Genomic DNA, 13112 nt, shown 5'->3' with positions numbered 1-13112 from the left:
GGCACGGCGTCAGCCCTGGAGCATCCCGGGCACCGGGCACGCGTCCGCAGCTTCGGCGACCACCAGGTGCTCGCCCGGAACTTCGGGCCTGCGCCCCTCTTCCCAGTCGAGGCCGATAAGCGGCGGATGGTGCTCGAGAAGTTCGTTCTCCACTGCCGTGTACGCACGTCCTCGACTGAGGAAACGTACGCCCTCCGGTGATTCCAAGGAAAAGCCTCCACCGCGTCCCGGCACGACGTCCAGTACCAGTTGAGTGTGCTTCCACGCTTGGAACTGAGAACCGGATATCCACACCGGAACGGCGTCACCGCCTTCGGGAAGGTCGTCCGGGATATCGCCCACGCCGAGACGTAGGTCCAGAAGACCCAACAACACATCCCGGTCACCGACGATGAATTCCCCTGCGGGATAACACATCGGCGACGACCCGTCACAGCACCCGCCGGACTGATGCATCATCAGCTCTCCGTGGATACCGCCGAGGCGACAGAGAAGCTCCATCGCCCCGGCGGTTGCTCGCAGACGCGCAGGCGGGGCCGGAGCCGCAGGCCTGCCGGCCATCAGAAGAAGCCCTGAGCCTTTTGGGCGTAGCTCACCAGAAGGTTCTTCGTCTGCTGGTAGTGATCGAGCATCATCTTGTGATTCTCACGTCCGATGCCCGACTGCTTGTACCCACCGAACGCGGAGTGTGCCGGGTACTGGTGGTAGGTGTTGGTCCACACACGACCAGCCTTGATGTCGCGGCCCGCTCGGTAGGCGACTCCTCCATCTCGCGACCAGACGCCGGCCCCGAGTCCGTAGAGCGTGTCGTTCGCGATATCGATGGCCTCGTCGTAATCCTTGAACGACGTCACCGAAACAACTGGCCCGAAGATCTCCTCCTGGAAGATCCGCATGTTGTTCTTGCCGGTGAAGATGGTCGGTTGCATGTAGTAGCCACCGTTGAGATCTCCACCGAGTTGGGCGCGCTCGCCGCCGGTGACGATCTGTGCACCTTCACTCTTGCCGATTTCGATGTAGGACAGGATCTTTTCGAGCTGATCGTTACTGGCCTGTGCACCTATCATCGTCTCGGTGTCCAGCGGATCACCCTGACGCACAGCCTTCGTGCGGATCGCAGCGAGGGCCAGGAACTCGTCGAAGATGTCGGCCTGGATGAGCGAACGCGACGGGCACGTGCACACCTCACCCTGATTGAGCGCGAACATCGTGAAGCCTTCGAGTGCCTTGTCCTGGTAGTCGTCGTTGTGGGCAAGGACGTCGGAAAAGAAGACGTTGGGACTCTTGCCACCGAGCTCGAGGGTGACCGGAATCAGGTTCTGCGACGCGTACTGCATGATCAGGCGGCCAGTGGTGGTCTCACCGGTGAAGGCGATCTTGGCGATCCGGGGGCTGGAGGCAAGAGGCTTGCCTGCTTCGACACCGAAACCGTTGACGATGTTGAGCACTCCCGGCGGCAGGAGGTCACCGATGATCGAAATCAAATGGAGGATCGAGGCCGGCGTCTGCTCGGCAGGCTTGAGCACGACGGCATTACCGGCGGCAAGTGCGGGCGCGAGCTTCCAGACTGCCATGAGGATCGGGAAGTTCCACGGAATGATCTGGCCTACCACGCCGAGTGGCTCGTGAAAGTGGTAAGCGACAGTGTCGTTGTCGATCTCGGAAAGCGAACCTTCCTGTGCACGAATGCAACCCGCGAAGTAGCGAAAGTGGTCCACTGCCAGAGGAATATCGGCGTTGAGAGTTTCACGGATCGGCTTGCCGTTGTCCCAGGACTCGGCGAGCGCAATGGACTCGAGGTTTTCGGCGATTCGGTCAGCGATCTTGTTGAGGATCACGGCGCGCTCGGCAGCGGATGTCTTACCCCATGCGGGAGCGGCGGCATGCGCGGCATCGAGAGCCAGCTCGATGTCCTCGGAGGTCGAGCGAGCAACCTCGCAAAAGTTCTCACCGGTGACGGGGGTCGGGTTCTCGAAGTACTGCCCCTTGACCGGCGGCACCCATTCTCCACCGATCCAGTTTTCGTAGCGTGGCTGGAACGACATGACTGCTTCGGCCGTACCGGGGCGGGCATAGACGGACATCTAGTGACTCCTTCTGATCAACCGAACTGATGTGATTCAGAACACTAGAGTTTGCAACGTTGCAACTACGTTGCTGTGCAGCGCAGCAACTACGTTGCTGCGCGCGCATGGATCGAATCAGACACCCAACTGACGGTCGAGTAGATCGATACGTGCGTTGACCTGGCCGTAAAGCGCAGAATCTGCGTTCAGGGTGGCGCGATACGCCTCCCAGGCAATGACGTCGGTACGACCGTGGATCGAGGAGGTCCACTGGGCGAGCAGGACAGGGTCGCCGACACGAAGCAGAGCTGCTTGCATCCTGGATCGCAGTTCTTCGCGAATTTCCTCGATACCGGGTGCAGACGAACCCGGAAGCACCGGCCCCGAATAGATCCGCATCGCGGCGTCGACGTCACCACGGTCGAGCGCACGGCGAATATCACCTACATCCGAGGCCAGTTCACCGACCAACCGGTACGGTCGGGATGCGAGCCCGGACGCGCCGAAGGTCTTCCGTAGACGCGACATCTCGGCTCGGATCGTTACGGAGTCGAGTTCGTGTTCATCGAGCAGCACAGCGAGATGATCCGAACTCAGACCTTCGGGATGATCACCCAGCAGCAACAGTATTTCCGCATGCCGTTGCGACAGCGCCAACCGACCGCTGCCGCGCACCAACCCTGGCCGCCCGCTCCCGAGCACTTCGAGGCGAGGTGCTGTGTCCCCCAGTGACTTCGGTGAATTCATCAGATGCACCCGAAGCTCGGACTCGGCAGCAGCCACGGTGGCACGGATCAGCGAGAGCACCTCGGGCACAGCAACTCTCGGACCACCGGTGATGTCGATTGCGCCGAGAATATGTCCACTCGTCGGATGATGCACAGGAGCCGCCGAGCAGCTCCACTCGTGCACCGAACGAGAAAAATGCTCGGCCGCGAAGATCTGGACGCAATGATCGACGGCGAGCGCCGTCCCCGGCGCATTCGTTCCCTTGGACTCTTCACTCCAATCGGCGCCCTCGGCGAAGTTCATGGTGAGAGCGCGATCCTTGGCGGTCGCATCCCCCTCCACCCACAACAACCTTCCCTCGGCATCGGAAATCGCGACCAGCAGACCGGTGTCGGCTGCGTCCTCGACGAGCAGTTTTCGGATGACCGGCCTGATGATCGACATCGGATGACCGTCGCGATATCGCTCGAGTTCGGCGCCGGAAAGGGCGAGCGAATCGTTTCCACCGTCCGGATTCACACCCTTGGTTCGGCTGCGCAGCCAGGAGTCCAGGACTACCGATCTGACGGAATCGGACGAGGGCGGCTCGTCGTCGACGAAGAGTCGGTGCGCGGTGGACATCTCCCGGGCGAGAACATCGACGTCTTCACCTGGGCGAACGGCAATCCAGGGGTTGCCCTGCCCTGGAAATCTGGCTGTCATTCCGATGCACGCCTTCCTGCATGTTCACGTCACTGTAACGCAGCTCACATAGTTCAGGGTACAGCTAAGCCTTTGCCGGGCAGAGCCTCGGAGTGTGGGGTCTTACAGCTCGAACCTCGAGAAGAAAGGACTTACGTGGCGGACGCCGAAAGGAAGTCCGCGGCACGCTCGGCGAGCATGACTGCAGTCGCATGCGGTCCACGCGTAGGAACAACAGGAAAGGCAGACGTGTCGGCCACCATCAGACCCTCGAGCCCCTGCACCTGCAACCTATCGTCGAGAACGCCGTTGTCGTTGCCCATCGCGCAACTCCCCGAAAGGTGAAGCGAAGTACCCAGTCGACTCAGCAGGGGGTCGCCCAGGACATCGAGCACCTCGATCGGATGCCGCTTCGATAGCCGTCCGAGCAATTCGGCAACACGATCGAGCCCCGCCTGGACTGCGCGTCGATCGCCCGCTGATTCCAAGTATCGATATCTCACGAGTGGGGCAACCGCGGGGTCCGCTGACGCCAACGTGATGTCGCCGCGACTGTCGGACCTCATCAGGCCGACACCGATCATCGGGTCACCGATCGGAAGTCCGGGGATCAGTCGATCGAATGCCGCTGTGTAAGGACGTATTTCCAGATCGTCGACATGCAGCACCTCTTGGAGGGGCGATGCGGGTTCGAAGGGTAGCGGTGTTCGATAGTAGACGCCGACTTCCGGGTGATCGCTGAACTCCCGACCCACGAACGGGTGATTTAGAACAACCGGAACACCAAGCTCTGCAATATGATCCGCCGGACCTACACCGGAAAGCATGAGCAGCTGCGGGGTGCGAACCGCCCCTGCGCAGAGGACCACCGATGGAGCGATGACCCGCGAAACACTTCCGTTACGAACTACTTCCACACCAGTCGCACGGGTGCCATCGAAAAGCACTGCTACGACTGTGGATTCGGCGAGGACATCCAGATTGGATCGGCGAAGAACCGGTAGCAGATATGCTGCAGCAGCATTAACTCTGCGACCATCGACGACATTGAGTGGAACCGACCCGATTCCGCCGGACGTTCTCGGATCGTTCATGTCCGGATCTCCCGGATAACCGAGCGCCATCGCCGCGTCGTGAAACAGTTTCGTGATCTCGTTCTGCGCCGCGCGAGGAGTCCGAGCTACCGGCATGGGACCACCTCGGCCATGCCACTCGCCAGAGAAGTCCAGATCGGTTTCCGACTTCAGGAAGTAGGGCAACACCTCGTCATAAGACCAGGAAGCGGGCCAGGCATCGAAGTCTTGCGGCCTACCCCGCACGAAATACCCACCGTTGACTGCTCCGGAGCCGCCGAGGACTCGCCCCCGTGAGATCCAGCGGGTGACCTCTGGCGTCAGTTCCGCACGGTACGACGACATCCAAGGGCTCGAGGGCCCGACCGGTAGGACATGTGCGTCCAGGATCTCCGGCGGATACGTCCCATCGCTCGAGAGCCCGGGCCCACTTTCGAGGAGCACTACCCGACACTCCGGATTCGCGCTCGCTCGCGATGCCACAATGGAGCCACAAGAGCCGCCACCTACGACGATCACATCGGCGTACGAAGTCTCGAGCGGGCTCACGTGTCCATGCGCGGAGTCAACGCCTTCAAGCTACGAGACTCGGCGGCACCTCGCCATAGGCCTGTGCCGTACGCGATGTCGTCGACCCGCTTGAAGAAGGCATACCGTATCGGATCCAAGCCGCCGAGTTCGCGGTGGTTGTACCAGTCGGCCAGTGCTTCGGCAACGGCAAGTCCGAGTGCAATCTTCCTGATTCGACTCGAAAGCAACACTGCGAGCAGGGTTATCGGCCAATAGTGCCGACACATCGCTGATGCCAGTTGCCAAACCCCTGCAATGAATCCTTCGGCGGCGAGTATCGCGGCGATGCGCGTGGGCTGATCGAGACCGACGAACATCTTACGTAGTCGACCGATGGTCACTGCGAGAGTCGCCAGTGCGCCCAGCAGCCCGAGCTTGGTGAAACTGATAGCCAACAAGGTAGCGATCAGGGTCCACGGTGACATCGAAATCGGCGGGACCATTCCGGGGTGACGCTCGGCTAGAGGGCTGGCGCCGGTGCCGTAGAACAGTTTGCGGCCGAACCACCGTCCGAACGTCACTCGATGATCGTGAGCAACGTGTGCAACGGGCTCGTATCGCAATCGCCAGCCGGCTTCCTGCAACCTCCAGCACAGATCGACGTCCTCGGCGACGTGCATGGATTCGTCGAACCCATTGCATTCCTCGGCTACGTGCCTGCGTATCAACATGGCTGCGCTGGGGACGTAGGAGACCGAACTACCCGCCCGAACAGCCGCTTCCCTGCGACCGAGATCGAGAGAGGAGCGAGCATGCTCATACCTGGCCAAGGCGTTGCCCTCGGGTTCGAGGGCAACGATACGAGGAGCGACGAGCGCCACCGCCGGATCCGAGAAGTGCCCCAGCATCACCTCGAGCCATCCCTTGCGGGGAACGACATCCGAGTCGAGAAAGGCGACGAAATCCGTTGTTGCACTCCGAAGTCCCGTGTTTCGAGCGGCCGCCGGCCCTCTGGAGGTCTCGTGACGTAGGACCGTCACCCCACCGACGCTCCAGGCCATCGGCGGCGCGGTCACCGGCTCGTCGGATCCGTCGTCGACGATGATGACGTTCAAACCGTGGAGCGCAGGAAGCAGCCTGCCGAGACCGGAGGCATTGTTCTTCATAGGAACGACGACAGTCACATCCTGCGGAGACGGGATGGACATCGGCCGCGGATTGGCTACCCCCGAGTCCAGAAGTTTGCGAGCAACGAGCGCCGACTGCGAGTCGGTGACCTCGAGAAACCCGTCGCCGATCATGGCGGCAGCGGTAGGTGCAAGCTTCAACATTCTGGTGGGTGAGCCACCGATCAACACTCGACCGTCGGAGTATTTGCGAACACGAGGATCGACTCGTACCCCGAATCCATCAGGCAACCGACCTTGACCCATCAGGTGATCGTAAGCGGACATTGCGCCGATGTGTCATCCACTGCCCTAAATTTCGAGGAACATACTCGAAGCCGGTTTTGCCGGGACGGATCAAGGACCTGAATCACGTCAACATTCCAGTATCGGATGGTGCCCACCGACTCACTGCAGCGCTGCCCCGTGCACACATGTCCTGCAGCACTACCTCACCCTCATCTCCGCTGGACAGTCGCGGGTCACCGAGAATCCCGTTGGGCGATACTGCCTTCGTACCCCCCGCACGCAGGCGCGGAAGCAAAGAATCGATAGTGTCGGTATTTCCTACCTCCACACGGGACATGTCGACGACGTCGGGTGAAAGGTAGAGCAGCAGTGAAGTTTCGGTCCGGCCGGCGTGCGCGTCCGCGCCGGGAACGGCACAGGGTAGCCACGCGACATCGCGGCCCTCGTAACGCAGCAGTCCGACGGCGGATATCAGCGTCGAGACGTTTCCACCGTGACCGTTGACGAACACGACACGCTCGGCCCAACGGCACGCCGAGCGTCCGTACTCGACCAGAACCGCGTGCAACGCGTCCGAACCGATGGATACGGTCCCGGGAAAGCCCTCATGCTCCCCGCTTGCGCCATAGGCGATAGCGGGAGCAAGAACGGTGCCGGGCAGCCGCATCGCGAGCGCCTCGGCGATGCGGGTATCGGTGTCCAGCGGCAGGTGCGGTCCATGCTGCTCGAACGATCCGACGGGCACAACGACGGTCTGAGCGCCTTGCACTCGCGGCCACCCACCGATGCCTAATCGCGACGGCTCGGAGACGGGTGGCGGCAGCATTCCGATAATGCTATCGGACGCTTGACCCACGCTCTCCACCGAATCTTCACACATACGAAACAATGTCGAACTAATGTGCCGCTGGTGTGATACCGGAAGGAACTTACATGCCACCACGACGGAGATCAGTACTTCTTGCGCAACTGAGTATTGCGACCCTCGGTGAGCGACAACCTAAGATACTCGAAGAACTACGCAGAGTAATATTGTCCGGCGATGCACCGCCGAACACACCGATACCGTTGAATGAAGTTGCCGAATCGTTCGGGGTGAGCAGAATCCCTGTTCGAGAGTCCCTGAAAACGCTCATAGGTGAGGGTCTCGTAGACCACCGCCCCAATCTCGGTTACACCGTCGCCCAATTGACGTCCTCCGAATTTCGTGAAATGTACATTGTCCGCGAAGTGCTCGAATCAGCAGCACTCGTAACAGCAGTCGAACTTGCGAACGATGACGACCGAGTTCGCGCCATCAAAGCCAATCATCTTCTGGAACAGAGTATAACGGTAAACAACTCACGCGAGTATCACCGTCAAAGTCGCGAATTCCACATGTCTCTCACCCGGCCGTCGAGAATGATGCGACTTCTCCACATGCTCGAGTCAGCATGGAATATCACCGAGCCGATACAGCCAATGGTGCACGTAGCCGGATCCGTTCGCGAAGAATTACACACCGACCATCGAAGAATGCTCGAAGCATTTCTCGATCGCGATTCGGTGGCCCTGATGGAGATCGCACAATTCCACCACATTCGTCTCAATACGGTCATCTCATCGATTTCCAGCGATTCCGGACTTCTTGCAGAATCGCCGCACTCACCTCGGGACTGAACGCGCGAAATGATATATCACTGCCGTCACGCAGGTGCAACACTTCGTCGCTACCTTTTGTTTCACCGACCGAACCCGTATGCGGTGTCGGTCGAAGAAACTCGCACCTCGCGCACATCAGGAGCATCGATGACCGATATATCCCACCAACCCGGCGCGTCGTCAGGCGACCTGGTCGAAGCCGCAGGCCACTCGGTCGGCGGCGGCATGATCAAGGACGGATACGACCCTCGGCTCACCAACGAAGACCTCGCGCCACTGAAGAATCAGTCTTGGTCTTCCTACAATCTTTTTGCTTTCTGGATGTCGGACGTGCACTCGGTGGGTGGATACGTTACAGCTGGTAGCCTCTTCGCGTTGGGCCTGGCCAGCTGGCAGGTGCTCATCTCCCTCCTGGTCGGCATCACGCTCGTGTACTTCTTCTGCAATCTTGTCGCCAAGCCGAGCCAAGCTACAGGCGTCCCATACCCAGTGATCTGTCGAGCGTCGTTCGGTGTGCTCGGTGCCAACATTCCAGCGATCATCCGCGGCCTCATCGCCGTCGCCTGGTATGGGATTCAGACATTCCTGGCCTCCGCTGCCCTCGATATCGTGCTCATCAAGCTCTTTCCCGGACTCGCGCCGTACGCAGTCACCACCGACTACGGATTCGCGGGGCTATCCACTCTCGGATGGATCAGCTTCCTTTTCCTGTGGATCGTCCAGGCCGCTGTCTTCTGGCGAGGAATGGAGTCCATCCGCAAGTTCATCGATTTCTGCGGCCCCGCCGTCTACGTCGTCATGTTCGTGCTGTGCGGCTACCTCATCTGGAAAGCGGGCTGGCGCGCAATCGATCTCAATCTGGGTGGGGTTCAGCACACGGGGTGGAGTTCGATGCCGATCATGCTCGGAGCCGTCGCGCTCGTAGTCTCCTATTTTTCGGGTCCGATGCTCAACTTCGGTGACTTCTCGCGTTACGCCAAATCCTACGCGGCAGTGAAGAAAGGAAACTTCCTGGGTCTACCGGTCAACTTCCTGGTCTTCTCGATCCTCGTCGTCGTCACAGCGTCACTGACATTGCCGGTCTTCGGTGAATTGATCACCGACCCAGTCCAAACCGTCGCCCGTATCGACAGCACTTTCGCTATCGTCCTGGGCGCACTGACGTTCACGATCGCCACCATCGGCATCAACATCGTCGCAAACTTCATCTCCCCCGCGTTCGACTTCTCCAACGTCAGCCCGCAGCGGATCAGTTGGCGTGCCGGTGGAATGATCGCTGCCGTGGGCTCGATCTTGATCACACCGTGGAACCTGTACAACAACCCGGACGTCATCCACTTGACCCTCGAGACCCTCGGCGCTTTCATCGGACCGTTGTTCGGCGTCCTGATCGCCGACTACTATCTGGTCCGCAAGCAGAAGGTCGTCGTCGACGAGTTGTTCACGATGTCACCGGCAGGACGGTACTGGTACTCGAAGGGATACAACCCCGCGGCTGTGTGCGCCACCATCGTGGGAGCTCTACTGGCCATGTTCACCGTGCTGTTCAACGGCGCCATCGACGGTATGGAGATCGGTGGCATGTCTACCGCGTCGAAGTACAGCTGGTTCATCGGCTGTGCAGTCGGATTCGTGCTCTACTACTTCCTCGCCACCAAGACGAAGCTCGCTGTGATGAACGTCGACGCGCCGACCAAAGCATAGGAACTGCCGCGTGTACATCAAGGTCATCAACCCGAACACCACCGCTTCGATGACCGCCAAGATCGAAGAATGTGCCCGGGCCGTCGCAGGCCCGGACACATTCGTCGAGGCAGTCAGCCCATCGATGGGGCCTACCTCCATCGAATCTCACGTCGACGAGGCTCTCAGCATCCCAGGCATACTCGAGCAGGTAGTCCTCGGTGAGACGCAGGGCGTCGACGGATATGTCATCGCGTGCTTCGGTGATCCAGGGATGGATGCCGCCCGTGAGGTGGCATCGGGACCTGTCGTCGGGATCGCCGAGGCGGCAATGCATACAGCAAGCTTCCTCGGTCGCGGATTCTCCGTCGTGACCACACTGGAGCGAACCACTGGACGAGCGTTGGACCTAGCCGCCCACTACGGGATGTCGAGTCGGTGCAGAGGTGTCCATGCCTGTCGAATACCAGTACTGGAGCTGGAGACCGACGCAAATGCACGCAAGGTCATCACCGAAACTTGCCGCGAAGCACTGCTACGCGACGGCAGTGATGCCATCGTCCTCGGCTGCGCCGGTATGGCCGACCTGTGCGAAGACATTCAGAACGCGATCGGCGTACCCGTCGTTGATGGTGTCACTGCCGCAACGCTGTTCGTACAATCACTCGTTGCCATGGGGTTGAGGCCAAGCAAGAGTGGCGAGTTCGCACCACCGCCACCCAAACCCTACGCCGGACTGTTGGCGATCTTCGGAACCGAAGTGTCGCCACGACTGCGCCACAACCACTGAGCGTCAACGTCTTCCGTTCCTGCGGAAGGTCCACAACCGCTACCACTCGGTCGCGAAGGTCGGACATCAGGGGGGATACGGCATCTCGTGGATTCTCACCGCGGACAAGCCGAATGGGGGAACCAACGACACCGTGGATTCGTAACGGCGCCGTTGGTCCACAGACTCCTATTTCACCGCGTCGACCTCGACCTCGACGAGCCATCCCGGAACTGGGAGTGATGCGACCTCGAGCGCGAAGCGCGACGGTCGTGCGGCATTTCGTTCCATCGGCGCCGCAGGCTCAGCGGTGCCCATCGGCACGAGTTCGGTCTCGTTGCTGTCGAGATCGGTGTTGGCGAAGAATTGCCGATACGCCCGATTCCAACCAGCATAGTCAGCCCGCTCGGTACCTGGAGCATTGTCAAGGAACACCCGCATGGTTGCGACGTCTTCGAGCGCGTATCCCTCGGCTTCGAGATTGCTTCTGATCTTTTTCAGGACACCGATCCCTTGGGCCTCGGTCACGCTGACGCCTGCAGGCATTGTGCCGCCGGAAAACTGATCAGTGTCGATATAGGACTCTGCGCTACCCTCCGGAGCTGCCTTGTTCATCGCTGATGGTCCGATCCCGCTGGTTTTGTACACCGTTGCATCGCTGCCGATCTCGACTCCCTGCGCAATCATCGGGGTCGCTTCGCCGGGTTCGATGACCGAGCGTGCGCCGGATGCCGCTGATGGCTCGACTGCTGGATCGGTTTCCGACGAGCACGCCGCAGCGAAGAGGACTGCCCCGGCGGCAAGGGCTGCGGTGAACGAACGTGTGGCATTGGACATTGAGTGTTGTTCCTTTCGAGAAAGATTCGGGGTCAAGACGCGGTGACGCGGGCATGAATGGCAGTGACGACGTCACGAGCAGAGGTGAATGCACCATGCTGCCAAGCGATTGCATTGGAAAGGTGGTCGCCCGCGAAATAGATCCGGTCGACAGGTTCGAGCAACTTCTCGTATTCAGGGGTGGCCATCCCGCCATGCGAGTCGCCCGCTCCGGCCCATGAAACCCAGGCCGATTCCGAGAATTTTGTTCGACGCCAACTACCAGAGAAGGACGACGCTATGTCCTTGGTGTACTTGTCACCGTGGATCATCGAGCCCTCTGCCAAGGCCTTGGCCAGTCGTTGCTTGTGCGTCAGTGACTCGAATGCTTGGTGTCTTCTGCCGGTGTTGTAGTAGCCGACGACAACTCCGCGATCGGAGTTGTAATGGTCGTACGGGAACATGATCTGCGAGATGTCCATGTCCGTATTGCTGGCGCCGCCATAGATGCGCTCGTCGGTCTCCCACCAGCGCCTCGAGTACTCGATTCCGAGCTTGCCCGACGGCGTGGCCTTCGCCGCATTCAACGCAAGGAGTACGTCGGACGGGAGATTGTTGTCCAGACGCTTAACCAGAGCCGGTGGGATTGTGCAGATCACGTACTCGGCCGAGATCGATTCTTTCACTCCATCTTTCGTGTACTCGACCGTGGCACCGTCGGAGGTATTGTTCATCGCGGTCACCTCCGCGCCGTAGACGATGTTGTCCAGCCCGATTCTGTCTTCGAACGCGTAATAGATCTGATCCATGCCACCTACCGGTGAGAACATCAGCATGGCCTGGTCGTATCCGAACTCGAAGCTGAAGTTTCGTCCGATGCCGCTTCGGATGACGTCCGACATACCCTGAGGCTTGGTTTCGGCACCGAAGTTCAAGCCGCCACCCGGCTCGGAGTCGTACCCCCGACGGGTCGAACCGAGATAACGGCCGTCGTCCGAGAGGTCACCGAAGCTGCTCAGAAACTCCGACAGCGCGTCCTTGTCATCGGGGGTCAGAACGTCGTCGAGCGCTCCACGACTTGCGGCCTTCTGCAACAACTCCGACATGTAGCCGTAGGTGTCGGCCTTGGCCGCGCGATAGGACACCGACTGCCGCGACAGCGCAGTATCGCTCTTGTAGTTCACCAGCGTATTTGCATTCTGGTTGCCGAAAGTTTGCAGTTCGACGCCCAGTTCCTTGCAGTAGTCCATAGTGATGTGACTCTGCGGGATTCGGGTCGCGCCTACGTTGTAGAAATGCCCTTCTGAGAACGTGCACTTCTGAGTCTCCCCGTTCAGATCCGTTTCCTCGGTGCCTGAGCGCGCCGACCACACGCGACCCCCTGGCCTCGCCCGCGCCTCGACGATGGTGACCGAGTAACCGGCCTTCTGTAACTCGTACGCCGCGCACAATCCGGCGGGCCCGCCACCCAGCACGACCACGGACGGGCTCCCCTCGACCCTACCCAGCAGATCTGCCATCGCCGGTGCCTGGAATCGCGACGGCGCAGCTGCGGCGGTAGGAGCAAGGCCGAGCGTGGACATCGCACCGTAGGCCAAGCCCGCACCGCCGGTGACGCCGAGTCCCCGCATGAACGATCTCCTTGTTACTGCCATGTGTTCATACACTCCTTCTGCCGGATCCTCTTCACGCTTACTGCCAGACCAGCTGGTTTCGATTCCGGTCAATC

Annotated in this window: 11 protein-coding genes; 3 read left to right on the top strand and 8 right to left on the bottom strand. The window is 60.3% G+C overall.

Annotated features, from left to right (window positions below; translation table 11 throughout):
• Window positions 1-9 precede the first annotated feature (9 nt).
• From BJD99_RS15670 to mftE, 6 genes are all read right to left on the bottom strand, one after another.
• Window positions 10-561, bottom strand: coding sequence for a DUF779 domain-containing protein (locus BJD99_RS15670; protein ID WP_256895778.1), 552 nt, complete (start codon window positions 559-561; stop codon window positions 10-12).
• Window positions 561-2084 carry an aldehyde dehydrogenase family protein gene (locus tag BJD99_RS15665; RefSeq protein ID WP_084348031.1) on the bottom strand — a complete coding sequence of 508 codons (1524 nt, stop codon included), beginning with the start codon at window positions 2082-2084 and terminating at the stop codon, window positions 561-563. The genes BJD99_RS15670 and BJD99_RS15665 overlap by 1 nt, the downstream gene beginning before the upstream one ends.
• A 117-nt stretch (window positions 2085-2201) precedes the next feature.
• Window positions 2202-3497, bottom strand: a complete 1296-nt coding sequence (locus BJD99_RS15660) for a helix-turn-helix domain-containing protein (protein ID WP_084348030.1) — start codon at window positions 3495-3497, stop codon at window positions 2202-2204.
• A 131-nt stretch (window positions 3498-3628) separates the two neighbouring features.
• Window positions 3629-5098 carry a mycofactocin system GMC family oxidoreductase MftG gene (mftG, locus tag BJD99_RS15655; RefSeq protein WP_084348029.1) on the bottom strand — a complete coding sequence of 490 codons (1470 nt, stop codon included), beginning with the start codon at window positions 5096-5098 and terminating at the stop codon, window positions 3629-3631.
• Window positions 5095-6492, bottom strand: a complete 1398-nt coding sequence (gene mftF, locus BJD99_RS15650) for a mycofactocin biosynthesis glycosyltransferase MftF (RefSeq protein ID WP_179142364.1) — start codon at window positions 6490-6492, stop codon at window positions 5095-5097. Before mftF ends, mftG begins: the two co-directional genes overlap by 4 nt.
• Before the next feature lie 103 nt (window positions 6493-6595).
• Window positions 6596-7300: a mycofactocin biosynthesis peptidyl-dipeptidase MftE gene (gene mftE / locus BJD99_RS15645; RefSeq protein ID WP_084348110.1), complete on the bottom strand. Its 705-nt coding sequence runs from the start codon at window positions 7298-7300 to the stop codon at window positions 6596-6598.
• A gap of 107 nt (window positions 7301-7407) precedes the next feature.
• Here mftE and BJD99_RS15640 point away from each other — a divergent pair, with 107 nt between their 5' ends.
• From BJD99_RS15640 to BJD99_RS15630, 3 genes are all read left to right on the top strand, one after another.
• Window positions 7408-8133 (top strand): GntR family transcriptional regulator, encoded by a 726-nt coding sequence (locus BJD99_RS15640; protein WP_084348109.1) that lies wholly within the window; start codon window positions 7408-7410, stop codon window positions 8131-8133.
• 129 nt (window positions 8134-8262) lie between these two features.
• The gene (locus tag BJD99_RS15635) at window positions 8263-9819 is read left to right on the top strand and encodes an NCS1 family nucleobase:cation symporter-1 (RefSeq protein ID WP_084348108.1); all 1557 of its coding nucleotides are present in this window, start codon (window positions 8263-8265) and stop codon (window positions 9817-9819) included.
• Window positions 9820-9829: 10 nt separating this feature from the next.
• Complete coding sequence (locus tag BJD99_RS15630; protein WP_084348027.1) at window positions 9830-10588, top strand: aspartate/glutamate racemase family protein; 759 nt, start codon at window positions 9830-9832, stop codon at window positions 10586-10588.
• A gap of 168 nt (window positions 10589-10756) precedes the next feature.
• Here BJD99_RS15630 and BJD99_RS15625 read toward each other — a convergent pair whose 3' ends face one another.
• A complete protein-coding gene (locus BJD99_RS15625) occupies window positions 10757-11404 on the bottom strand; it encodes a Rid family hydrolase (protein ID WP_084348026.1) in 648 nt (215 codons plus the stop codon).
• Between the two features lie 32 nt (window positions 11405-11436).
• Entirely contained in the window at window positions 11437-13014 is a 1578-nt protein-coding gene (locus tag BJD99_RS15620; RefSeq protein WP_084348025.1) for a flavin monoamine oxidase family protein, read from the bottom strand.
• Between the last annotated feature and the right edge of the window lie 98 nt (window positions 13015-13112).

Source organism: Rhodococcus sp. 1163, assembly GCF_002091985.1.
In the GTDB taxonomy this organism is placed as follows: domain Bacteria; phylum Actinomycetota; class Actinomycetes; order Mycobacteriales; family Mycobacteriaceae; genus Rhodococcoides.
Note: the sequence above shows the minus strand (reverse complement) of the source record. Positions and strands in the feature narration are given on the sequence as shown.

Coding starts and splice junctions, on each gene's coding strand:
- BJD99_RS15670 (WP_256895778.1), bottom strand. CDS start 561: ATGGCCGGCAGGCCTGCGGCTCCGGCCCCGCCTGCGCGTCTGCGAGCA.
- BJD99_RS15665 (WP_084348031.1), bottom strand. CDS start 2,084: ATGTCCGTCTATGCCCGCCCCGGTACGGCCGAAGCAGTCATGTCGTTC.
- BJD99_RS15660 (WP_084348030.1), bottom strand. CDS start 3,497: ATGACAGCCAGATTTCCAGGGCAGGGCAACCCCTGGATTGCCGTTCGC.
- mftF (WP_179142364.1), bottom strand. CDS start 6,492: ATGGGTCAAGGTCGGTTGCCTGATGGATTCGGGGTACGAGTCGATCCT.
- mftE (WP_084348110.1), bottom strand. CDS start 7,300: ATGCTGCCGCCACCCGTCTCCGAGCCGTCGCGATTAGGCATCGGTGGG.
- BJD99_RS15640 (WP_084348109.1), top strand. CDS start 7,408: ATGCCACCACGACGGAGATCAGTACTTCTTGCGCAACTGAGTATTGCG.
- BJD99_RS15635 (WP_084348108.1), top strand. CDS start 8,263: ATGACCGATATATCCCACCAACCCGGCGCGTCGTCAGGCGACCTGGTC.
- BJD99_RS15625 (WP_084348026.1), bottom strand. CDS start 11,404: ATGTCCAATGCCACACGTTCGTTCACCGCAGCCCTTGCCGCCGGGGCA.
- BJD99_RS15620 (WP_084348025.1), bottom strand. CDS start 13,014: ATGCGGGGACTCGGCGTCACCGGCGGTGCGGGCTTGGCCTACGGTGCG.